The 21,502-nt window shown below is 66.6% G+C and carries 27 protein-coding genes, 5 tRNA genes and 1 pseudogene; 22 read left to right on the top strand and 11 right to left on the bottom strand.

Annotation, left to right across the window (positions count from 1 at the left end; all coding sequences use genetic code 11):
* Window positions 1–11: 11 nt before the first annotated feature.
* From WBB07_RS23375 to WBB07_RS23365, 3 genes are all read left to right on the top strand, one after another.
* On the top strand, window positions 12–887 hold the full coding sequence (locus tag WBB07_RS23375; RefSeq protein WP_526311037.1) for a CPBP family intramembrane glutamic endopeptidase: 876 nt from the start codon (window positions 12–14) through the stop codon (window positions 885–887).
* Between the two features lie 868 nt (window positions 888–1,755).
* Complete coding sequence (locus tag WBB07_RS23370; protein WP_526311035.1) at window positions 1,756–2,220, top strand: HNH endonuclease signature motif containing protein; 465 nt, start codon at window positions 1,756–1,758, stop codon at window positions 2,218–2,220.
* 48 nt (window positions 2,221–2,268) lie between these two features.
* A tRNA-Glu gene (locus WBB07_RS23365) sits at window positions 2,269–2,342 on the top strand.
* Between the two features lie 338 nt (window positions 2,343–2,680).
* On the opposite strand, the gene WBB07_RS23360 is transcribed toward WBB07_RS23365, so the two are convergent.
* Window positions 2,681–2,851 carry a hypothetical protein gene (locus WBB07_RS23360; protein WP_526311033.1) on the bottom strand — a complete coding sequence of 57 codons (171 nt, stop codon included), beginning with the start codon at window positions 2,849–2,851 and terminating at the stop codon, window positions 2,681–2,683.
* Between the two features lie 151 nt (window positions 2,852–3,002).
* Here WBB07_RS23360 and WBB07_RS23355 point away from each other — a divergent pair.
* Window positions 3,003–3,317: pseudogene (locus tag WBB07_RS23355) on the top strand (arabinosyltransferase C-terminal domain-containing protein); the annotation flags it as partial.
* Window positions 3,318–3,439: 122 nt separating this feature from the next.
* Here the strand turns inward: WBB07_RS23355 and WBB07_RS23350 are convergent.
* Window positions 3,440–3,511, bottom strand: a tRNA-Val gene (locus WBB07_RS23350).
* Window positions 3,512–3,677: 166 nt separating this feature from the next.
* Here WBB07_RS23350 and WBB07_RS23345 point away from each other — a divergent pair.
* Window positions 3,678–3,938 (top strand): hypothetical protein, encoded by a 261-nt coding sequence (locus tag WBB07_RS23345; protein ID WP_526311032.1) that lies wholly within the window; start codon window positions 3,678–3,680, stop codon window positions 3,936–3,938.
* Here the strand turns inward: WBB07_RS23345 and WBB07_RS23340 are convergent.
* Entirely contained in the window at window positions 3,935–4,081 is a 147-nt protein-coding gene (locus tag WBB07_RS23340) for a hypothetical protein (RefSeq protein ID WP_526311030.1), read from the bottom strand. The genes WBB07_RS23345 and WBB07_RS23340 overlap by 4 nt on opposite strands.
* Before the next feature lie 129 nt (window positions 4,082–4,210).
* On the opposite strand from WBB07_RS23340, the gene WBB07_RS23335 reads away from it, so the two are divergent.
* The 6 genes from WBB07_RS23335 (at window position 4,211) to WBB07_RS23310 (ending at window position 6,304) form a co-directional block, all read left to right on the top strand.
* On the top strand, window positions 4,211–5,224 hold the full coding sequence (locus WBB07_RS23335) for an alcohol dehydrogenase catalytic domain-containing protein (RefSeq protein ID WP_526311028.1): 1,014 nt from the start codon (window positions 4,211–4,213) through the stop codon (window positions 5,222–5,224).
* A 50-nt stretch (window positions 5,225–5,274) separates the two neighbouring features.
* Window positions 5,275–5,421 (top strand): hypothetical protein, encoded by a 147-nt coding sequence (locus WBB07_RS23330; RefSeq protein WP_526311026.1) that lies wholly within the window; start codon window positions 5,275–5,277, stop codon window positions 5,419–5,421.
* Window positions 5,422–5,516: 95 nt separating this feature from the next.
* Window positions 5,517–5,589: transfer RNA gene (locus WBB07_RS23325), tRNA-Gly, on the top strand.
* Window positions 5,590–5,618: 29 nt separating this feature from the next.
* A tRNA-Cys gene (locus WBB07_RS23320) sits at window positions 5,619–5,689 on the top strand.
* Window positions 5,690–5,702: 13 nt separating this feature from the next.
* Window positions 5,703–5,777, top strand: a tRNA-Val gene (locus WBB07_RS23315).
* 101 nt (window positions 5,778–5,878) lie between these two features.
* Entirely contained in the window at window positions 5,879–6,304 is a 426-nt protein-coding gene (locus WBB07_RS23310) for a hypothetical protein (RefSeq protein ID WP_526311024.1), read from the top strand.
* Between the two features lie 83 nt (window positions 6,305–6,387).
* On the opposite strand, the gene WBB07_RS23305 is transcribed toward WBB07_RS23310, so the two are convergent.
* Entirely contained in the window at window positions 6,388–7,761 is a 1,374-nt protein-coding gene (locus WBB07_RS23305) for an NtaA/DmoA family FMN-dependent monooxygenase (RefSeq protein ID WP_526311022.1), read from the bottom strand.
* Window positions 7,762–7,769: 8 nt separating this feature from the next.
* Window positions 7,770–8,957 (bottom strand): LLM class flavin-dependent oxidoreductase, encoded by a 1,188-nt coding sequence (locus WBB07_RS23300; protein ID WP_526311020.1) that lies wholly within the window; start codon window positions 8,955–8,957, stop codon window positions 7,770–7,772.
* A 174-nt stretch (window positions 8,958–9,131) separates the two neighbouring features.
* Here WBB07_RS23300 and WBB07_RS23295 point away from each other — a divergent pair, with 174 nt between their 5' ends.
* Both WBB07_RS23295 and WBB07_RS23290 read left to right on the top strand, forming a co-directional pair.
* The gene (locus WBB07_RS23295; RefSeq protein ID WP_526311018.1) at window positions 9,132–9,389 is read left to right on the top strand and encodes a hypothetical protein; all 258 of its coding nucleotides are present in this window, start codon (window positions 9,132–9,134) and stop codon (window positions 9,387–9,389) included.
* On the top strand, window positions 9,386–9,865 hold the full coding sequence (locus WBB07_RS23290) for an SRPBCC family protein (RefSeq protein WP_526311016.1): 480 nt from the start codon (window positions 9,386–9,388) through the stop codon (window positions 9,863–9,865). Before WBB07_RS23295 ends, WBB07_RS23290 begins: the two co-directional genes overlap by 4 nt.
* A gap of 50 nt (window positions 9,866–9,915) precedes the next feature.
* Here WBB07_RS23290 and WBB07_RS23285 read toward each other — a convergent pair whose 3' ends face one another.
* Both WBB07_RS23285 and WBB07_RS23280 read right to left on the bottom strand, forming a co-directional pair.
* A complete protein-coding gene (locus WBB07_RS23285) occupies window positions 9,916–10,473 on the bottom strand; it encodes a hypothetical protein (RefSeq protein ID WP_526311014.1) in 558 nt (185 codons plus the stop codon).
* A 169-nt stretch (window positions 10,474–10,642) separates the two neighbouring features.
* Entirely contained in the window at window positions 10,643–10,819 is a 177-nt protein-coding gene (locus WBB07_RS23280) for a hypothetical protein (protein ID WP_526311012.1), read from the bottom strand.
* A 142-nt stretch (window positions 10,820–10,961) separates the two neighbouring features.
* Between WBB07_RS23280 and WBB07_RS23275 the strand changes: the two genes are divergently transcribed.
* From WBB07_RS23275 to WBB07_RS23255, 5 genes are read left to right on the top strand one after another with little or no spacing between them, the layout of a single operon-like run.
* A complete protein-coding gene (locus tag WBB07_RS23275) occupies window positions 10,962–11,669 on the top strand; it encodes a Clp protease N-terminal domain-containing protein (RefSeq protein WP_526311010.1) in 708 nt (235 codons plus the stop codon).
* A gap of 39 nt (window positions 11,670–11,708) precedes the next feature.
* Complete coding sequence (locus WBB07_RS23270; protein ID WP_526311008.1) at window positions 11,709–12,257, top strand: methylated-DNA--[protein]-cysteine S-methyltransferase; 549 nt, start codon at window positions 11,709–11,711, stop codon at window positions 12,255–12,257.
* Window positions 12,258–12,292: 35 nt separating this feature from the next.
* The gene (locus WBB07_RS23265) at window positions 12,293–12,721 is read left to right on the top strand and encodes a TIGR03618 family F420-dependent PPOX class oxidoreductase (RefSeq protein WP_526311006.1); all 429 of its coding nucleotides are present in this window, start codon (window positions 12,293–12,295) and stop codon (window positions 12,719–12,721) included.
* A 50-nt stretch (window positions 12,722–12,771) separates the two neighbouring features.
* Window positions 12,772–13,269: a hypothetical protein gene (locus WBB07_RS23260; RefSeq protein WP_526311004.1), complete on the top strand. Its 498-nt coding sequence runs from the start codon at window positions 12,772–12,774 to the stop codon at window positions 13,267–13,269.
* Window positions 13,257–13,799 carry a GNAT family N-acetyltransferase gene (locus WBB07_RS23255; RefSeq protein WP_526311002.1) on the top strand — a complete coding sequence of 181 codons (543 nt, stop codon included), beginning with the start codon at window positions 13,257–13,259 and terminating at the stop codon, window positions 13,797–13,799. Before WBB07_RS23260 ends, WBB07_RS23255 begins: the two co-directional genes overlap by 13 nt.
* A 12-nt stretch (window positions 13,800–13,811) precedes the next feature.
* On the opposite strand, the gene zapE is transcribed toward WBB07_RS23255, so the two are convergent.
* A complete protein-coding gene (zapE, locus tag WBB07_RS23250; RefSeq protein WP_526311000.1) occupies window positions 13,812–14,918 on the bottom strand; it encodes a cell division protein ZapE in 1,107 nt (368 codons plus the stop codon).
* Between zapE and WBB07_RS23245 the strand changes: the two genes are divergently transcribed.
* From WBB07_RS23245 to msrB, 4 genes are read left to right on the top strand one after another with little or no spacing between them, the layout of a single operon-like run.
* Window positions 14,917–15,690 (top strand): pyrimidine reductase family protein, encoded by a 774-nt coding sequence (locus tag WBB07_RS23245; RefSeq protein WP_526310998.1) that lies wholly within the window; start codon window positions 14,917–14,919, stop codon window positions 15,688–15,690. The two genes, zapE and WBB07_RS23245, sit on opposite strands and share 2 nt — an antisense overlap.
* A gap of 40 nt (window positions 15,691–15,730) precedes the next feature.
* Window positions 15,731–17,287 carry an alpha/beta fold hydrolase gene (locus WBB07_RS23240; protein WP_526310996.1) on the top strand — a complete coding sequence of 519 codons (1,557 nt, stop codon included), beginning with the start codon at window positions 15,731–15,733 and terminating at the stop codon, window positions 17,285–17,287.
* Window positions 17,288–17,307: 20 nt separating this feature from the next.
* Entirely contained in the window at window positions 17,308–18,606 is a 1,299-nt protein-coding gene (gene aftC / locus WBB07_RS23235; protein ID WP_526310994.1) for an arabinofuranan 3-O-arabinosyltransferase, read from the top strand.
* Complete coding sequence (gene msrB, locus WBB07_RS23230; RefSeq protein WP_526310992.1) at window positions 18,603–19,031, top strand: peptide-methionine (R)-S-oxide reductase MsrB; 429 nt, start codon at window positions 18,603–18,605, stop codon at window positions 19,029–19,031. Before aftC ends, msrB begins: the two co-directional genes overlap by 4 nt.
* Here msrB and WBB07_RS23225 read toward each other — a convergent pair.
* From WBB07_RS23225 to WBB07_RS23215, 3 genes are all read right to left on the bottom strand, one after another.
* Window positions 18,994–20,157: a glycosyltransferase gene (locus WBB07_RS23225; protein ID WP_526310990.1), complete on the bottom strand. Its 1,164-nt coding sequence runs from the start codon at window positions 20,155–20,157 to the stop codon at window positions 18,994–18,996. The genes msrB and WBB07_RS23225 overlap by 38 nt on opposite strands.
* A gap of 145 nt (window positions 20,158–20,302) precedes the next feature.
* Window positions 20,303–21,007 carry a hydrogen peroxide-dependent heme synthase gene (gene hemQ, locus WBB07_RS23220; RefSeq protein WP_526310988.1) on the bottom strand — a complete coding sequence of 235 codons (705 nt, stop codon included), beginning with the start codon at window positions 21,005–21,007 and terminating at the stop codon, window positions 20,303–20,305.
* Window positions 21,008–21,033: 26 nt separating this feature from the next.
* Window positions 21,034–21,502: protoporphyrinogen/coproporphyrinogen oxidase (locus WBB07_RS23215; protein ID WP_526310986.1), on the bottom strand; the 469-nt coding region annotated here is incomplete at its 5' end.

Here is a 21,502-nt window from a genome sequence, read left to right as displayed (position 1 = left end):
GCTTTGATCCCATGCCCAGCAACGCGCCCCGCCGCTTGCCACCGGCCGTCGGCAAGGCCATCGTCGTCGCTGGGCTCGGAATCTATGCAGCCGCACTGGCCGTCGTGACCGTCGGCAACCACGGTCAGATCCGTTACACAGCGGACAGCGGCGACACCATCCCGCTATGGCAGGTGTTGCTGCCCGTGGCCATCGGCTTGGGACTCATGCTGTTGATCCCACCCGGGCCACCGCAGGCCACGGGTGCCCGCACTTTTCCCCGCCTTCGAACCGAAGCATTTGCCCTGCTCGCCGCCGGGCTGGCCTTCACGATTGCGCTGACCCTGCTCGGACCGGAAGAACCCCGGTACATTCTGCTCAAACTGCTCCTGCTCCTGATTGCACCGCTGACCCTCTTTGCCGCCACCCGCCGCCGCGAGCACACCCCGTCAGGCACCGTCGACCCGGCCGCGTCGACCCTCACACGCGCTCAGTGGCGTCCGCTGCTACCGGCGGCCGGCTGGATCCTCTGCTACCTCATCTTGTCGGCCACCCGGCCCAGCCAGAGTCTCGGACTCGACCTGCCAACGCTGGTGGCGGCGCTCGCGATCGGGTTCCTGCTCAACGCGGTCCTCGAAGAGGTCTTCTACCGACGGTGGTTACAGACCCGCTGGGAACACCTCTTGGGTGGGGTGTGGCCGGCGATCATTCTCACGTCGATCCTGTGGTCCTCATGGCATATCGCCATCCAAGGCGGCGGCAACCTTGGTGCCGACCTGGCGAATGTCGTCGCCAATCAAGGCATCACCGGGTTGTTCCTGGGCCTGCTGTGGGCACGCTATCGCGCAATGTGGCCGCTGCTGGTCATCCACGGTCTGATGAACGCAAATCCATTGGCACTGCTGTAGATCCGGCAGACCTGCCATAACCCCTCGCGGCTCGCAGCTTAGAACGCCACGCCCAGTTCTGTTTCACCGCAGCGACACTCCGCACGGGGTCACCGGATGCACCTTGCACATCGCTCCAATAATCCGCTGTGCAGTATCGACCGAGGGTGTTACCGTGCACGACATGTCCACGGTGGCACGCGACTATCACAGAGCAGCCGGGACGCACTCCGCGTCCCCGGTTGCTTTGTCATGCGTGCAACCCGCCGAGACCACCGCCGTCGCTGAGTTACGCGAATTCGGCGGGCCCAGCTGCTTCCGGCTATTCCGTAGCCCTTCCGCCCCGTTCATGGGCGTGTGCCCCAGCCGGAAGCAAGGGCCCGAAGAACAATCCCATAAATCCCTGAGCTTTTCGGTTTCCGCTGGCAGAAACGTCGCCTGACGCTTCTGCAGTTTGTCGCATCCAAATAGTTTGTCCATCAGCCTTTTTGACGCAAAAATCCGTGGAGAAGCCGTCACGTACAGTGCACCATTCTCCCCGTCGGATACGAACCCGCCCCGCGGTGACGGCTTCGACCCGCGGACCCGGTTACGCCGGACCACCTATACCGAAACTTGATAACGCCATAGTGTTTGATGCGCTGTCCACCAACTGGACAGCTGCTGGGCGCCGCCATGCGCCCTGCACCCCGTGCGACGCAGCTATGTCGCGTCGCACGGGCACCGCTCAAAACGCGGTTCTCATCCGAGAGTGCGGGTTCGAATCCCGCGGGAGCCACCACGCCGCCTCGTGGTGGAGCAGATGTCGGGGGTTTGCCTCCCCAGGCTTCACACCCGCCGCATCCGCGCCACCCGGCCCCGCCGCGACACTGAAAGGAGGTGCGGTGCCATGACAATGACGGTGTCCGCACCTGCAGTAGAGGTGTTCAACGCCGATTACAGCCTGCTCGACAGAGTGGGCTGGCAGGCCGCAGTGTCGATGCTGATGCGCGAGGTCGCCTACGCACTGGAGGCCCACGACCCGCCGCGGCTGCTGCGCTCCCCCACCGCAGCGATCGAACTACCCAAGTCGCTGTTGCTGGTCCGCTACGCCCCGGTGCCTTACCGGCGCGAAGCCGATCACGCGAGTCGGGCCGAGATCCTGAGCCGCGACGGGCACAGGTGCCAGTTCGTCGGCTGTGTTGCGAAGGCGACAACGATCGACCACCTGCTGCCGCGTTCGCGCGGTGGCGGCAACACCTGGCACAACCTGGTCGCGGCCTGTGAAGGCTGCAACGGCGTCAAGGGTGACCGCACCCCAGACGAGGCCGGAATGCGCCTGGTGCGTGAGCCGTTCCGCCCCACCCACGTCTGATCCCACAGTTAGGCCCTACAGCTGAGCCCGCCACACCGGCAGGTTCCTGGTCCGTTGGGGAAGTCGGCTATCTCGCCACCCTCTCAAGGTGGAGATCGCGGGTTCGAGCCCCGCACGGACTGCTTCACTGCTACACAACTACGAGACTGCAGATTCATCTCTTGCGGGTTTTGTGCTCGGTCACAGCCAGGGCTGGACCGTCGCCCCACGAATCGCAGCCGCGGAACCGACCGTCGCCGGACTGGTCGTGCTGGCCGGCGCCACACAACCGCTACACCGCACGCTGGTGCGCCAATTCCGTTACCTCGCAGACCTTCGCGATCCCGGGGCGGACCCCGACGCCGACCCGACCGTCCAGGCAATCACCCAGCAGTCCGCGCTGATCGACAGCCCCGACTTTTCCGCAGCCATACCAGCGCATAGGTTGCCGTTAGGTGTCCCCGCCCCGTACTGGCTCGATTTACGCAGTTACGACCCAGCGGTGGTGGCCGCGCAGCTCGACAATCCGATGCTCATCATGCAGGGCGGCCGCGACTACCAGGTGACCGTCGACGAGAACCTCGTCGGCTGGCAGACCGGCCTTGCCGATCGTCGCGACGTCACTGTCCGCTTCTACCACACGGACAACCACCTGTTCTTCCCCGGCTCCGGAGTGTCCACACCCGCCGAGTACGCACCCGCACAACACGTCGATGAAGCCGTCGTCACCGACATCGCGCAGTGGATCACCAGCGACGAACGCCCGAGCGTGAGGGCCGCCCGGGGCCAGCGCTCACCTAGCGCCGGGGGCGGACCCCATGCTGCATGCCAACGGCATCACCGAAGTCCCCCGCTACCGAATTTCGCCGGACTATCCCGCCAAGCTGCAAAACCCCGACACCTGGCAAGAAGGCAGAAACGGCGGCCTACTCGGAATCACCGACCTGCTCCTGCGCGCCCACGTCATGCCCACCTATCTGTCCCACGACTGGGGCCGCGACTGGGGGTCCCTGCGCCGATTAGACGCCATCACCGACGCCTCCCCAGCCCACATCGACCTCGGAACCGCCACCCGCAACGGCCTGTGGAACCCCGGGCCGATCCGGATCAGCCCGTAGAACCACTCGCATCGCAATGCCCAGCCGAATAGCCACGCGTGGGCGATCGGCACCTCCTGCGGCACCCTGCCCAAGAAAACAAGAAACCCCCTCCAGAACTGGCCGGAGGGGGTTTCTTTCGGTGGTCCCGGCTGGTATCGAACCAGCGACCTTCCGCGTGTGAGGCGGACGCTCTCCCACTGAGCTACGAGACCGTGAGACGAGGAGGAACATTAGCACGCAGCGACGCCCGGTCTTCAATCCCCTGGTCACGATACCCGGCACACGCGGCTGTGCGCACCGAGCACGGACACATATACTCGTCGGTAACAATGCCGCCAGCGGCACAGCAGTCACGCCCTGGTAAGCACATACTGGGCCGTGACAGCCGCGGTCCCGACGCGCCTCGACAGGACTACGAGCATCGACACCACCGTCAGCAGTGACGCGCCCGCGACCGTCACTCTCACCGAGTCCGACGCCGACCACACCGACGTCGTCTCGCCAACCCCGGAGCCGGGCGATGACGGCGCGACAACACCCGGTGGACCGACGATGGTCCTCATCATCACCGGGGTACTCGTGCTGATCTCGTGGCTGCGCCGTCACCGGCGTCGACGCCGCAAAACAGCTCTGATCTAGAGCAGTTTCCCCTCAGGTTCGTCGCCACCGGGCGGGGGTGGCGGCGGCGCCTTCTTCAGCCACTCCTTGAGCCGGAGAAGCTGGCTGGCCACCAGAGCGATGCCACCCAGTGCCACCACCGACACCACGATCACCGTTGTCATCACTGGCCTCCGCCACCTCGTGTGCTGACTATTTACGCTACTCACCCCACGCGCGCCACCTCCGCGAGTAAAAATCAATGTGCACAGTCTGCAGTTGAGGCCCCGACGGGCCCGATAGCGAGGAATGCCATGGCACAACATCTTGCGGTGCACGTCCCAGCAGCCGGAGAAGCGCTGAGCCTCGTCGAAGTCGAGACCAGCTCACCAGGTCGAGGCCACGTCCGCATCGCGGTGGCCGCGTGTGGCGTGTGCGGCACCGACCACGCGTTTGTCAACGGCGCGTTTCCCGGCCAGAGCTGGCCGCTGACACCCGGTCACGAGATCGCAGGCAGCATCGTCGAGGTCGGCGAAGGCGTCGAGGACTACGCCGTGGGCGACCGCGTCGCCGTCGGCTGGTTCGGTGGCCATTGCGGTATCTGCATTCCCTGCCACCAGGGCGATTTCATCCACTGCGCCAACGGCCAGGTCCCGTCCTGGCACTACCCGGGCGGCTACGCCGAATCGGTGACCGTCCCCGCCAATGCGCTGGCACGCATCCCCGACGAGTTGTCCTTCACCGAGGCAGCCCCGATGGGTTGCGCCGGCGTCACCACCTTCCACGCGCTCCGGGAAACCCGAGCCGAACCCGGGGACCGGGTAGCGGTTCTGGGCATCGGCGGCCTGGGCCATCTCGGAGTGCAGTTCGCCCGCGCCATGGGTTTTGAAACCGTTGCGGTGGCGCGCGGCGCCGACAAGAAACAGGATGCGCTTGCCCTCGGCGCACACCACTACGTCGACTCGACCGCCGGCGATGTGGGCGCGGCGCTACAGGCCCTCGGCGGTGTCGCCGTCGTGTTGGCCACGGCCGCCAACTCCAAGGCCATGGCCGACACCGTAGGCGGCCTGCTGCCGCGCGGGGAGCTCGTTGTCGTAGGTGTCACCCCAGACCCGCTGCCGATCAGCCCCCTGCAGCTGATCACGCCCGGCTTGACCGTCACCGGACATCCGTCGGGCACCGCGCGTGACGTCGAAGAGACCATGCGCTTTGCCGTCCAGACCGGCGTGCGAGCGCGCATCCAAGAACTGCCGCTGGCGCAGGCCGCCGAGGCCTACGCGGCGATGGACGAAGGACGGGCGCGCTACCGCATGGTGCTGACCGTCTGAGTTCACACGTTCGTCTCGCCGACGACACTTTGCCCCGATACTGTCGCGGCATGCTGCGTCCGCCTCTCCCGACCTTCGGAGAGTCCGTCGACATCGGTTCGATGCCGCGGATGAGCAGTGAGTCCGGGATCACATTTCGCGAAGCGGCCCCTGGCGCCGGATTCAGGATCTCCCGCCAGGAATACGCCCTGTTCTGAGCCTTTCCGAGCCCGCCGAGCTAGGGATTTGTGCCTAACGACATGGGTGCATTAGTGTCATGCATCGCAACGAGCGACGATCTCGCTCGTAGCACGCGGATGTAGCGCAGTTGGTAGCGCATCACCTTGCCAAGGTGAGGGTCGCGGGTTCGAATCCCGTCATCCGCTCGAGGGTGTAGTAGTGGCATCAACCCCATGGTGGAGTGGCCGAGTGGTGAGGCAACGGCCTGCAAAGCCGTGCACACGGGTTCGATTCCCGTCTCCACCTCAAGCAGTTCCCGGCGCGATTAGCTCAGCGGGAGAGCGCTTCCCTGACACGGAAGAGGTCACTGGTTCAATCCCAGTATCGCGCACCACAGTTCTTGCAGATGAGGCCCGGTTTCGACCGGGCTTTTGTCGTATCTACCACCGCGTTCCCGCCCCGGTAACACTTCAGCCCGTTGCGGAGATCCCTCACATGAATGCATTCATCGAGACGGGGGACGTCATGAAAACCACCTGTGCAGTGACCCTGGCGGCGCTGGCCGTGGCCTTTCCGGCGACCGCCGCCGCCGACAACTACCGCACGCAGTCCGGCCGAGTGATATGCGCCGTGACTCCGGACTCCAGCCTGGAAAGCATCGGCCCCAACGTGGTGGTGTGCCAGGGCGGGTTCCTACAGGCACCCGAATACGACAACAGCGTCGTGACCACCGGTGACGGCGACTTCCACTGGAGCCAGGGCAACCTCGCGATCGACAACCCCACCACCGACATGACCTACGGCCAGACCTATCACCGCGGCAATTGGACGGTGTACCACGACGTCACCGGCACCCGGTTCACCAACAACGTGACCGGGCACGGCATCTTCGTCTCGATCGAAGACGTGTACGCGTTCTGACACGTGAAGTGACAGCGGCGCGGCAGTGCCGTAGACATCAGGTGTGCCCGTCGTCAGGAGAAACGGCGGGCCACCAATACTTTTCACACAGCGGTGTCGGTGAGCTGCCGCGGCCCGGGATAGGCCAGCCCCAGATGGTCGCGCAGCGTCGTGCCGGTGTACTCGGTGCGAAACACCCCACGCTCCTGCAGCAGCGGAACCACCTTGTCCACAAACGGATCCAGACCGCCCGGGGTCACGTGTGGCACCAGGATGTAGCCGTCGCTGGCGTCGGCCTGCACCAGCTCGTTGATCGATGAGGCGACGGTGTCGGCGGACCCGATGAAGTTCTGCCGTCCGGTGACCTCGATGATCAGCTCGCGGGTGGTCAGGTTCTCGGCCTCGGCCCGGGCCCGCCACTCGTTGGCGGTCGCGACGGGGTCGCGGTACATCCGGACGCTGGCCCGCCCGTGGGCGATGGTGTTCTCCCCCACCGTCGGATCCACGGTGGGCAGTGGGCCGTCGGGATCGTGATCGGACAGGTCACGGTTCCACAATTGCTCCAGGAATTTGATCGCTGTCGCCGGCGACACCTGAGCCAGCCGCACCTCATGGGCCAGGTCGGCGGCTTCGGCGTCGGTGTCCCCCAGCACAAACGTCGCGGCCGGCAGGATCAGCAGGTCCTCACGGCGCCGCCCGTAGGACCCTAGACGCCGCTTCACGTCGCCGTAAAACGCCTGTCCCTCCGCCAGGGTGCCGTACCGCGAGAAGATGGCATCGGCGGCCGCTGCGGCGAATTCGCGGCCCCGGTCGGAGTCACCGGCCTGGAAGATGACGGGTCTGCCCTGCGGGCTGCGCGGCACGTTGAACCGGCCGCCGATGTCGAAGTGCGCGTCGCGGTAGGAGAACGCGCCGGCCTCGGCACCGGACAGAAAGACCCCACGCTCCTTGTCGGCGACGATCTCGTCGCCACGCCACGAGTCGAACAGGACGTGCGCGGCGTCGAGGAAGCTCTCGGCCCGCTCATAGCGCTGGTTCTCCGGCAGGAAGCCGCCGCGGCGGAAGTTCTCACCGGTGAAGGCATCCCAGGAGGTGACGACGTTCCAGGCGGCACGACCGTCGGACAGATGATCCAGTGACGCGAACTGCCGTGCCACTTCGTAGGGTTCGTTGAACGTCGAATTGATGGTGCCCGTCAAGCCGAGGTGTTCGGTGACCGCGGCCAGCGCGGCCAGCACCGTGAAGGTGTCCGGACGGCCGACGACGTCGAGATCGTAGATCTGGCCGCCCTGTTCCCGCAGCCGCAGCCCCTCCGCCAGGAACATGAAGTCGAATTTGCCGCGCTCCGCGGTCTGGGCGAACGTGACAAACGAGTCGAAGTCGATGTGGCTGCCGGAGGCCGGATCGCTCCACACCGTGGTGTTGTTGACGCCCGGAAAATGGGCGGCGAGGTGAATCTGCTTGATTGGCTTGGACATCCGTTCTCCTACACCGGGGCGTAGCGATTGGCGGGCCGGGCAAGGCCGAGGGTCTCGCGCAGGGTGGTCGTCGAGTACCCGGTGCGGAAGACGCCACGGCGCTGCAGCTCCGGCACCAGCGCGGTGGTGATCTGCCGCAGATCGTGCGGGAGGGTGCCCGGCCGCAGCCGCAACCCCGCCAATCCGGCGGCATGCCACTCCTGCACCAGGTCGGCCAATTGTTCTGGGGTACCGACAAAAACGGCCGCATCACTGCTGAACTCGGTGCCGGCCAAATCATCCAACCGAGCGCGGCGTTGCGCTGCCGCGTCAGCCGTATCGGCCAGGAACACCACCAGATCGGCAAAAACGCGGATCGGATCGAGTCCGGCGGGGCGCAACGATCCGAGGGTGGACACGATCTGAGCTGCCTCGCGGGCACTTCTCGGGGTGACAAAGGCGACGTCCGCGCCGGTTGCGGCCAGCCGGTAGGCAGGCTCCCCGTGGCCCAGGGTGGCAACGATCGGCTGACCCTGCGGCGGGCGCGGTGTGATCGACGGCCCCTTCACCGAGAACCACGGCCCCTCGAAGTCGATGTAGTGCAGCTTGTCCCGGTCGATGAATCGGCCGGTGACGCCGTCCCGGATCTCGGCGTCGTCCTCCCAGCTGTCCCAGAGCCGGCGCAGCACCTCGATGTAGTCACCGGCCTCGCGCAGCAGTTGTTCGGCCAGCGCTCGACCTTCCGGGCTGTCGAAGCCCGAGGCGGGCAGCTCCGCAATCTGGCGACGCCCGAAGTGACCGGCCACGGCAGGGCTTCCCGTCACCTGGACCCGCACCCCGGCACGACCGGAACTCACATAGTCGAGCGTGGCGATCGCCTTGGACAGATGAAACGGCTCGGTGTGGGTGGCCACCGCGGTGGGCAGCAGTCCTATGTGGTGCGTCAACGGGGCGACCCGCGCGGCGATCAGGACAGCGTCGAGACGGCCCCGGACCCGGTCGGTGCGCTCATCGGCGCGCAGTTGGTCCTCCGACTGGAGCGCCAGCCCGTCTTCGATGGTGACAAAGTCCACCAGGCCACGTTCGGCTTCGGCCACCAGAGCCGACCAGTACCGCGCGGTGAGCAGATCACCGGGCTGGGAATCGGGTGCCCGCCACGCCGCAGAGTGCCACCCTGCACCCTCCAGCGCCACGGCGAGGTGGATTTGATCTGGCACGGCACGTCTCGCTTTCCGTTTTGTCCTCTGGGCAACTCGGAGGTCGGGCAGAACATTCCGGGCGCCGGCCTCGAGTCTTCTCGCGTCACGGCGCCGACTGCAGAGATGCGCGCATCGTGATGCCAACTCCTGCGCGGGTTTGGCGACCCTATGTTTCGGGGAACTGCCCCACCGATGACTTGGTTGGCAGATCTGGCAGCGCCGGAGGCGATGGCCCTCTGGTACCTCGCGGGCGCACTTCTCGTCGCGATCATGACCGTGGCGGTGGGCAACCGGTGGCGCGATTCGGCGCAGCCCTCCGGCCACCCGGCCCCGGTCAGTGTGGTTGCCGGAGCATTGTGGCCGCTGATCGTGGTCGGTCTGGTCCAGTACGGAGCCATCCTGCTGTTGGCGACGGTGCTGCGCCGCCGGATCACGGACCGGCAGCCGTGACCGACCGGATCGAAGTTCGGCGCCACCTCCCGGCCCCTGCCGCCGCCGTGTTTGCGGTGCTGTGTGATCCGCAGGGACACGTGGCGATCGACTCGTCAGGGATGCTGCAGGGCGCCTCGGGCACCCCGGTGACGAAGCCGGGCGACAAGTTTGTGGTTCACATGGACCGCCAAGCGCTCAACGACTTCCCCGAACTGGGCTGCTACGACGTGACGGTGCAGATCACCGAATTCGAGCAGAACACCCTGATCGCCTGGACGATCCTCGGGCAGATCAGGCCACAGATCGGGCATGTCTATGGCTACCGACTGACACCCGACGATGACGGCACGACCGTCACCTCGTTCTACGACTGGTCGCAGATCGATCAGAAGTGGCGCGACGCCGGGATCTTCCCGGTGATCTCCGAGGTCGCGCTGCGCGCCACCCTCGGCATCCTGGATCGCACGGTCCGGCGCGGGTACCCGCGCAGCTGACAACAAACAAGGCCGCCCTCACGGTGTGAGGGCGGCCTTGGCGAACAAACTCAGATGCAGGGCTTGAAGAACGGGGTGATCTGCGGCCCGCAGAGCGGACCCGGCCGCGGCGGGGGCGGCGGCAGTTGCGGGGGCGGCAGTTGCCGCAAGGCGTTGCCCACCATCGACAGATCCGGGGGCGGCGGCAGCGCCGAGCCGACCAGCGCACCACCGGTGAAGATCGGGACAAACGGAGTCAGATCCGGCCACAAGTTCACACCGAACCCGACACCCGGCAAGCCCAGGGTCGGCTCGATCGCGATCGGAACCTGCTCGACCAGTGAGTTCCGCACCAGCGGCTCGTTGAGCTGCGGCGGCGGCAACTTCTGCAAGTTGACCAGGTTCTCGGCCGGCGTGAGATTCGGGTCGATCGCAAACTGCTGCTGCTGCGCGGGCGCCTCTTGCGCCTCGTTGCAGGGCTGTGCGGGATCACCGGGGGTACCTTCGGCCGGCGCACATTCTGCGTGACCGATCGCCGGGGACACTGCCGTGGCCAGGCCCATCGGGGCAGCGGACAGCACCGCACCCAATAGCAAAACGGCCGCAGAACGTCGGTTCTGACGTCTCATCGGTGCCCCTCAATATCGAAACTCGAGTCAATTCGCGGTCCAGCTTAAGCCAGACATCCGCCCTATAGCGACTTTCGGCGGACACTTCAAGTCTTGTCGCACGGCCAGATGCGACCGTTACGGCGGATACGGAACCGGCGATTCGATCTCGGCACAGATCGGGGATCGCTCACCCCGAACAGTCCCCGAATTCCAGCGATGCCGCCGACTGTTGCTGACCCAGGCAGGGGTCGGCGAATGCGCCGGTCGGGCCGGTTGATCCCGCAATATCAGCCGTCAGCGGCGCCATGATCAGACTGCCGAGGAACAGGACGGTGGCCGCCAAGCCGAGGAGTAGTGGTCGCATGAACTGCCTCCGGTCAGCACGTGCCCGGTTCGGGCTTCAACGGAATGCGACAATTGTGACAGAAGTCACTTCTGTTACTCGTGAGACACACCGGCGTCAACCCCAGGTTGACCAATGGGCTGCGTCAACCTACGGTTGACGAATGGACCCGTCGCCCACGCCGAACACCATCAGCCTCGACACTCTCATCCGCACCATCAACAACGTCCACAGCAACACCCTCGAGCAACTCACCGACGCAGTACTGACCGCCGAACATCTCGGCGACGTCGCCGACCACCTGATCGGCCACTTCGTCGATCAGGCCCGCCGCTCCGGAGCCACCTGGACCGAGATCGGAAAGTGCTTGGGAGTCACCAAGCAGGCAGCCCAGAAACGCTTTGTCCCCAAAGGCGAATCGATGGACGCAAGCGAGGGATTCACCCGCTTCACCCCGCGAGCACGCGCCGCCGTCGTCGCCGCCCAGGACGCCGCGCGCCAGGCACAGAACACCGAGATCACGCCGGGACACCTGATCCTGGGCCTACTCGTCGACCAGGACGCGCTGTCCACCCGACTGATCCGCGCCCAGGACCTCGACCCCGAGCTGTTACGCGCCGCGATCCAACTCCCCCCGGCCAGCGGCCAGAAACTCGAACTGGTGCCGTTCGACGCCGCCGCCAGAAAAGCCCTCGAGCTGACCTTCCGCGAGGCATTGCGACTGGGCCACAACTACGTCGGCACCGAACATCTCCTGATGGCCCTGCTGGAACACGAAGACGCCGACGGACCGCTGCACCGCGCCGGACTCGACAAAGACCGCTGCGAATCCGATCTCGTGACTGTGCTGGAGTCACTGTCGAAAAGCTGAGCTCACCCCCGGCGCGATACCCTCGAAGGCCAACATCACATGACAGACAACGCATTCACCGCAGCTACCGGACCACTGGACATCGCCTACCGCACCGTCGACAGCCCGGTGGGAACACTGCTCCTGGCGGCCACCGACATCGGGCTACTGCGGGTGGCCTTTGCCCGCGAAGACCACAACACCGTGCTGGCCACCTTGGCCCAGCGGGTCAGCCCGCGAATCCGGCGCTCCCCCGCCCGCCTGGACAACACCGCCCGGCAACTCGACCAGTTCTTCGGCAGAACCCGCACCGCATTCGACCTGTCGATGGACCTGCGGCTGGCCCAAGGGTTTCGACGCACCGTCGTCGAGCACCTGCAGGTGATCGGCTACGGCCAACGCGAAACCTACGCCGAGGTGGCCGACGCCGTTGGGAGCCCACGCGCGGTGCGAGCGGTCGGAACCGCGTGCGCACGCAACCCGCTACCGATCGTCATCCCGTGCCACCGCGTGGTCCGTTCCGACGGCACCCCCGGCCAGTACGCCGGTGGCACCGACGCCAAGCAGACGCTGTTGGCATTCGAAGCCTCATCGTCGGACGCCGAATGAGGAATGAAATCCGCGCCACCGCGGTATAAAAAATCGTGAAACTCAACCAAGCGGCGCACGACCTGATCGGATCGGGCGCCAACGCCACAATGGTCACCCTCAATGCCGACGGCAGCCCTCAGGTCAGCGTGGTCTGGGTGGCGCTGCAGCCCGGCGACGTCGACGACGAACTCGTCTCCGCGCACCTGTCCGCACATCTGAAAGTGCGCAACGTCCGCCGCGACGGCCGGGTGGCACTGACGATCGTCGCCGACGCCGCCGCCGACGGCGCGCTGATGCGCCCATACCTCTCGGTGACCGGCACCGCGCGCATCGTCGAAGGCGGCGCACCCGAATTGCTGCGCAAACTCGCCCCGGTGCTGGCCGGCCCCGATTCACAGTTCCCTCCCGACGACGCACCGCCGGGATACCTGACCCGGGTCACGGTGGAGAAGGTCGGCGGAATCGGACCCTGGACCAGCTGAGGGCAACCATCCGGCTGTGGACACCTGTCCGATATGTCATCATGCGACGCATGCGCCGATGGATCTCGCTTGTGCTCGCCGTGACCGCAGTCCTTGGATTCAGCACCGTTGCGGCGCCCGCCGCCGGCGCTGCCGGCACCGTCATCGGCCGAATCGGCGACACCCTGCGCGTGGAATACAACGGCGTCATCGCCGACGTCACCGTGCTGGCCCCGGTGCCCTCGGAAATCCCACCCGGCTTCGGTTACCCGCCCCGCTCACCGCGGCAACAGGTGTGGAAATCGCAGGTGGTGGTGCAGGCCAAGCAGGTACCCAACCCGTACGTGATGGCGACATCGTTCTGGTTCCGCGGTGTCACCCCCACCGGAGATGCCTACGAACCACGCAACAGTGACGCCCCCGACGCGCTGCAGTTCGGTTTGCAGAACGCGCCACAGGGCTCGACGGTCAACGGCTGGGTGTACTGGGACTGCTACCGCGACCTGGTGACCAACGTGGTGCTGCTGGACAAGAAGAGCGGAATCCGCCTGGCACAGTGGAACATGTGACGCCAGTTCAGGTCAGTGCGGCCACCACCGCTGATATCGAGGCCGTCGCCGACGTCGCCTCCCGTACCTTCCCACTGGCCTGCCCGCCGTCGACCACCGCGGACAACATCGCCGCCTTCATCGCCGCCAACCTGACAGCCGAGAAGTTCAGCGGCTACCTCGCCGATCCGGACCGGGTGGTCCTCGTCGCCCGGCAAGCCGACACGATCGTCGGGTACGCGATGCTGATCCGCGGACTGCCAGACGACCCCGACGTGACACAGGCGGTGACAACCCTGCCGACGATGGAGTTGTCCAAGATCTATGTGCTGCCCAGCAGCCACGGCGGTGCGGTGTCGGCAGCGCTGATGACCGCCGCGCTCGAACACGCCGCCGACACCGGCACCCAGAGCATGTGGCTAGGCGTCAATGAGGAAAACAAACGCGCACAACGCTTTTACGCCAAACATGGTTTCGCGATCGCCGGCACCAAGAGCTTCCGACTCGGTGCGGGCGTCGAGCACGATTTTGTGCTGACCCGAACGCTGTAGCGCTGCGGCCCGTCAGCCCAGCTCCATACCGGCCGCGGTCAGGGCCAGCAGCCGCGAAGTCGCCCGCAGATACTTCTTGCGGTAACCACCGGCCAGCATCTCCTCGCTGAAAATGGTGTCCAGCTTGTCGCCGGAGGCCACCACCGGGACACCGGCGTCGTAGAGCCGGTCAGTCAGCGACACCAAACGCAGCGCCACACTCTGATCATCAAGGGCGTGCACACCGGTGATGAACACCGCGCTCACCCCCTCGATCAACGTGCTGTACCGCGACGGGTGCATGGTCGCCAAGTGCTTGCACAGGTCATCGAAACCGTCCAAAGTCGCTCCGGGCACCGAGGCCGCCCGGGACGCCACCTCATCGTCGGACAACGGTTCCGGTGCCGGCGGCAGACCGCGGTGCCGGTAGTCGGGGCCCTCGATACGCACCGTCGTGAAAATCTGCGACAGCGTGTTGATCTCACGCAGGAAGTCCTGGGCGGCGAACCGGCCCTCCCCCAACTGCTCGGGCAAGGTGTTCGAAGTCGCCGCGACCGACACCCCCCGCTCCACCAGCTGGGACAACATCCGCGACACCAGCGTGGTGTTACCGGGGTCGTCGAGTTCGAACTCGTCGATGCACACCACGGCGTACTCACCCAACAGCTCGATACATTCGATGAAGCCGAAAACCCCTGCCAGCTGAGTCAACTCACCGAAGGTGGCGAACGCCGCCGGTGCCGTCGACGCCTCCGAGACCTGAAAATACGTCGAGGCCAGCAAGTGGGTCTTACCGACACCGAACCCACCGTCGAGGTACAGCCCGACGCCGGGCAGCGCCTCGCGCTTGCCGAACAGCTTCTTCTTGCCTGCGCGCCGCAGCACCGCCTGCTCACAGAACGCACGGCACTTCTGCACCGCCGCCGCCTGACTGGGTTCGGCCGGGTCCGGCCGATACGTGTCATAGCTGACGTCGGTGAATGTCGGCGGCGGCACCAGCTGAGCGATCAGTCGCTCGGGCGACACCGTCGGGTGGCGGTCCACGAGGTGCGCCACTGCACTGGCTGAACCACCATGAACCGAGGCGGATGCGGGGGCGTCCATGCAGGCACTGTAGCGACGTGCTGCAATCGACCTCATGGCGCAACCCGACGCTGGGATCCAGCTCACACTGCTCGGCGCTGATCGCCCCGTCGAAGAGAGCTCGTTACCGGGCCTCTACGGGTATCCCGAATCACCGCAAAAATGCTGGGTACGTGCCAACTTCATCTCCAGCCTCGACGGCGGCACCGCCGTCGAAGGCACCTCCGGCGGTCTGGCCGCACCCGGAGACCGCGCACTGTTCCGGGTGCTGCGCGAGCTGGCCGACGTGATCGTCGTCGGCGCCGGCACCGTCCGCACCGAGAACTACGGAGGCGCCCAGCTCGGCGTCACCGAACGCCAGCATCGGCACGCCCGCGGCCAGGCCGAAGTACCGCCGATCGCGATCGTCAGCAACAGCGGGCGGCTGGACCCCACGATGAAGGTGTTCACCCACACCGAGGTGACACCGCTGATCCTGACCTCCAACGCCGCCGCCGGCGGGACCCGCGCACTGCTCGGCGGCGCTGCCGAGGTGCTCGACTGTTCCGGGGCCGACCCGGCAGCCGTCGACACCGCGGCACTGCTGAAGGTGCTGGCCGCGCGTGGACTGCCGCGAGTGCTCACCGAAGGTGGCCCGACGCTGCTGGGCACGTTTGTCGCCGCCGACCAGCTCGACGAGCTGTGCCTGACGATCGCCCCGACGGTGGTCGCCGGCGAGTCGACGCGCATCGCCCACGGCCCGGGCGGGGGTCTGCGGCCGATGCGGCGGGCACATCTGCTCACCGACGACGCCGGATACCTGTACGGCCGATTCGTGCGGCAGCGGTAGGTCGCATGAGTTCGCCGACCCAATCGCTACTGTGGGCTGCATGAATCGGCCCGCCCACCTCACGGCACTTGTTGTGGTGACCACCTTGTTGGCCGGATGTGCGCCGGGCCTGGCTGCCAATCCGCGCTACGCCACCGACGTCAGCCACGACGGCGGCGAACCGACCGCCACGTCGACCACCCCCGACGGGCCGGACCCGATCGCGGCCCCGAAAAGCGATCTGCCATGGCGGGACTGCACCTCGAAGGTGTTCGCCGACGCGGCCCTGCCCACGCCACCGTCGATCACCCTGGAGTGCGCGACCTACGATGCCGACCTGGATCCGATCGCCGGCGCCACCGGCACGGTGAGCATCGGTGCGGTACGGGCCCGCTCGGTGCAAACCCCCGCCGACGCCGCCCCGGTGGTGTTCACCACCGGCTCCGATATGCCCACCTCACAGCAACTGCCGGTCTGGCTGTCCCGCTCCGGTGCCGACATCCTCGAGCACCATCCGATCGTCGCAGTGGACCGCCGCGGCATGGGCATGTCCAGTCCCGTCGACTGCCGCGACCTGTTCGACCGGCAGGAGATGCGCGACCAGGCGCAGTTCGAACCCGGCGATGACCCGGTGGCCAACCTGGGCTCCATCACCATGACCGCCACCACCAGCTGCACCGACACCATCGCACCGGGCGACAGTTCCTACGACAACGCTCACGCCGCCGCGGACCTCGAACGGCTGCGCAGCATGTGGGAAGTGCCGTCGCTGGCCCTGATCGGTATCGGCAACGGCGCGCAGGTGGCACTGGCCTACGCCGGCGCCCACCCCGACAAAGTGTCCCGACTGGTGCTGGACTCCCCTCTGCCGCTGGCCATCTCGGCCGAAGCCGCCGCCGACCAACAGGTCCGCGGTCAACAGGCCGCCCTGGACGCCTTCGCCACCCAATGCGTGGCCGTCGGCTGTGCATTGGGCCCGGATCCCAAAGCCGCCGTCGACGCGTTGCTCAGCGCGGCCCGCACCGGCCGCGGACCCGGCGGCGCCCCGGTCTCCCAGTTGGTGACGGCGATCGTCACCGCACTGGCGTTCCCGGACGGAGACCGGGTGACCAGCACCAACAAATTGGCCGACGCCCTGGCCGCGGCACGCACCGGCGACACCAACCAGCTGACCAACCTGATGAACCGGGCCGAAGCGCTCCGCGAAACCGACGGCCAGTTCATCAACCGGTGCAGCGACGCCCTGAACCGTCCGACACCGGACCGGGTGCGCGAACTCGTTGTCGCCTGGGGCAAGCAGTACCCGCAATTCGGCGAAGTCGCCGCCCTGAACCTGGTCAAATGCCTCAACTGGCCCAGCGGCAAAGCACCGGAGGATCCCAAGGACCTCAAAACCGACGTGCTACTGCTGGGAGTGCAGAACGACCCGATCGTCGGCTCCGACGGTGTTGCGGCGACCGCGGCCACCATCATCAACGCCGGCGCCACCAACCGGCGGGTGATGTGGCAGGGCATCGGGCACGGCGCCTCGGTGTACTCGGCGTGCGCCATGCCGCCGTTGCTGGATTACCTCGGTAGTGGCAAAGCGCCACCGACAGACACCTACTGCCCCGCCTGACCCGTGGCACGCCGACGCCGGTGTACGGTGCGCACGTGACGGCAGTAGACGCGGCACGCACCCGCTTGTTGAATCCTTTCCGCCCCCGCACCTCTCCACCCAGCGTGGCGATAGTGCTGCGATCGATCCTGTGGCCACTGGCGATCATGTCGGTGTTCCACCGCAGCTACGTGCTGGCCACCAACGGCTACATCACCGACGACTTCGGTCCGGTCTACACCGCCGTCATCAACTTCAAACGCGGCGCCGACATCTACAACGGCAACTTCAACCACGTCGACCCGCACTACCTGTACCCGCCGGGCGGAACCCTGCTCCTGGCCCCCTTCGGGTACCTCCCGGTCGACGCGTCGCGGTACTGGTTCATCGCGCTGAGCACCGTCGCGATCCTGCTGTCGGCGCTGGTCCTGCTGAAGATCTTCAAGCTCTCGTGGACCTCGGTGGCCCTGCCCGCCCTGATCCTGGCGATGTTCCTCACCGAATCCGTCACCAGCACTTTGGTTTACACCAACATCAACGGCTGGATCCTGTTCGGCGAAGTGCTGTTCCTGCTGTGGCTGCTCGACGGCAGGCGCAGCCGGGAATACCTGGCCGGTGCCGCCATCGGGATGACGCTGGTGGTCAAGCCGTCGCTGGTGCCGCTGCTGCTGCTGCCGATCATGAACCGGCAGTGGCGGACTCTGGTCGGTGCATTCGGGGTGCCGCTGCTGTTCAACGCCGCCGCCTGGCCACTGGTCAGCGACCCGATGAGCTACATCGAGCGCACGGTGCCGTACATCATGAGCACCCGCGACTACTTCAACTCCTCGATCGTGGGCAACGGGATCTACTACGGGCTGCCGCTGTGGCTGATCCTGGCGCTGCGCATCCTGTTCACCCTGCTGGCCGTCGGCAGCCTGTTCCTGCTGTACCGGTACTACCGCACCCGCGACCCGCTGTTCTGGATGCTGACATCCTCCGGTGTGCTGCTCACCGCGTCCTACCTGGTGCTGTCGCTGGGCCAGGGCTACTACTCGATGATGCTGTTCCCGTTCGTGATGACGGTGGTGCTGCGCAACTCGGTGATCCGTAACTGGCCCGCCTGGCTGGCGATCTACGGGTTCTTCACCATGGACCGCTTCCTGTTGTGGCACTGGCCGACGACGGGCCGATTCCTGGAGTACATGAAGATCACCTACGGCTGGTCGCTGCTGCTGATCGTGGTCTTCGTGGTGCTGTATTTCCGCTATCTCGACGCCAAAGCCGACAACCGCCTGGACCAGGGAATCGATCCGCCGTGGATGACGCCCAGCCCGGACCGCGATAGCGTGGGCAGATGAGTCCCGACAAGGCGGAGCTACCCAGCCCGAAAGTGGCCCTGACCGACGACGAGTGGCGCCAGAAGCTCAGCCCTGAGGAGTTCGCCGTGCTGCGCGAGGCCGGGACCGAGCCCGCACATGTCGGCGAATACACCGACACCAAGACCGAAGGTGTCTACCAGTGCCGGGCCTGCGGCACCGAATTGTTCCGCAGCAGCGAGAAATTCGACTCGCATTGCGGTTGGCCGTCGTTCTTCGACCCATCGCACTCCGACGCGGTGATCCTGCGGCCCGACGACTCCCACGGGATGCACCGGGTCGAGGTGCTGTGCTCGCACTGCCACAGCCACCTCGGGCACGTCTTCACCGGTGAGGGCTATCCGACCCCGACCGACCAGCGGTACTGCATCAACTCGATTTCGTTGACGCTGGTGCCGACGACCTGACGGTGGATGTGGCGGCGCCGGTGTAGGCGCGTAGCGCATCGGCGGCCACCCGCTCCCAGGAGTATCGCGAGCAAGCTCGATCCCGACCCGCTCCCCCCATGCCGCGGCCGGCAAACGGCTCATGCAGCACCCGGCGGATGGCCTCGACAAACCGCCCCACCTGCCCCTCCGGCACCAGTCGGCCGGTGACCTCGTCAACGACGATGTCGACCAGCGCGCCCACCGCGGCAGCCACCACCGGCACGCCGCATCCCATCGCCATCAGCGCTGCCGCGCCCGTCGCATCGGTTCGTGCGGTGCACACATACACATCGGCCGACCGCAGCAGCATCGCCATCTCCGCCGAACCGTCCACCTCGACGACGGACACCGCGGCGGCGACATCGGCGGCGCGGGCAGCCTTCCGCAGATACGCCCGAAGCGTCCGCAGGTACGGGGAGCCGGCGGACACGGCGACCACCAGCTCGGTGCCGGACAGCGCCGCCACCGCCGCAACCGCCGCATCCAGATCCGCCGGATCCGACGAATCACACACCGCCACGATGCGGTGCGGTAACCCGTCACGCCGTGTCGAGGGCCCCGCCGGGGTGAACACCGTGTGGTCGACACCACCGGGAATCACCGACAGCCGAGACCGGGAGCATCCCATCCGCAGCAGGCTGAACAGTTCCTCGGTGTTGTTGGCCGCCATCCAGTCCGCGCGGCGCGCCAGCACCGGGACCAGGTTGCCGGCCAACGCCGATTCAGCCTTGTCAGCGGGCATCGCAAAAGACTGGACAACCGCGATCCCCTGCGCCCGCGCCGCCACCTGACCGGCCATACCGGACAACCACGACTGGGCGTGCACCACGTCGGGTCGATCAACTCTCCACACCCGCTCGAGATGCTCGGTGAAGACACCCAACCGACGCTTGCCGGTGCGGACCCGCTTGTCCGCAGGCACCCGCACGATCCGGTACCCCTCGGAGCTCAGTTCCTGCGCGGTGGTCACCTCGGAATCCGGGACGTACACCGTCACGCCATGGCCGGCCTCCACCAGCGCCGACGACAATCCACCAACCGCATCCGGTGGGCTCATCCCGGCCTCACCGGATTCGGTCGACGTGTACACAATCGCTACCTTCACGCGCGGTCTCCTCTGGGCGAATGCACCCCACCGGCTCGCAGCGGCGAAGCTACTTCCCTACCGGCCGCTTCTTGACCGCCTGTCCGGACAGCTGTCCTCGCAGTCGGGGGTACCCAGGGTCGCCGTCGCCGAACCGCGACCGCGCTCAGGGCAGGCGCTGCACCAGCTGCTCCACCGCGACCCGCGGCCCGGTGAAGAACGGAATCTCCTCGCGGACATGCCGGCGAGCCTCGGTGGCCCGCAGATCACGCATCAGATCCACGATCCGGTACAGCTCCGGGGCCTCGAACGCCAGGATCCACTCGTAATCACCGAGGGCAAATGCCGGCACCGTGTTGGCCCGGACGTCCTTGTAACCCCGGGCGGCCATGCCGTGATCGGCCAGCATCTTGCGACGTTCCTCATCCGGCAGCAGATACCAGTCCAGCGAGCGGACAAACGGATAGACACAGATGTAGTTGCCCGGGTCTTCCCCGGCCAGGAACGCCGGGATGTGGCTCTTGTTGAACTCCGCCGGCCGGTGCAGCGCCACGCTGCTCCACACCGGGGTGCTGGCCCGGCCCAACGCCGTGGTGCGCCGGAAGTCCGAGTACGTGGCCTGCAGGTCTTCGACACGCTCGGCATGCGTCCAGATCATGAAGTCGGCGTCGGCGCGCATCCCGGCGACGTCGTACAGCCCGCGCACGACAACACCCTTGTCTTCCTGTTGCTTCAGGAAGGTCGCCGTCTCGTCGACGATCGCCGCGCGCTCATCCTCCTCGTAGCCGAGCTCACCCTGATTGACGGCAAAAACCGAGAACATCAGGTAGCGGATGGTGGAGTTGAGTTCATCAAAATCCAAGCGGGACATGCGCCCATCGTGCCACGGCGGCCGGGTCAGCCCGTCGTGAGCTCGGCCACCGCGCGCCCGGCGGCCGCCACACACGCCGGCACCCCGATTCCGTCGAGGTAGTTACCCGCGACCGCCAGCCCCGCGGGCAGCCCGGCCCGGATCTCGGCGGCCAGCCCCGCGTGCCCGGGTCCGTACTGCGGCATCGCATCCAGCCACCGGTGCACACACACGTCCTGCGGCTCCACAACCACGTCGAACACCTCACGCAGATCGGCCACCGACCAGGCCAGCAGATCCTCATCAGAGGTGTCCCGCCCGATCGTGTCGCCGAAACGCCCGAACGACAGTCGCAACAGCTCACTGTTGCTGCGGCGCCCCCACTTGCGGGTCGTCAGCGTTATCGCCTTGGCGTGCAGCTGTTCTCCACTGGCCACCAACACCCCGGACTGCTGCGGCAGCGGGGTCCCGCCCGGCACCGCCAGCGCGACCACCGCCGACGAGGCCACCTCGACC

Origin of the sequence: Mycobacterium sp. (assembly GCF_049647605.1) — a bacterium.
Lineage (GTDB): Bacteria > Actinomycetota > Actinomycetes > Mycobacteriales > Mycobacteriaceae > Mycobacterium.
The sequence above is the reverse complement of the archived record's forward strand: the minus strand, read 5'-3'. Positions and strand labels throughout refer to the sequence as shown.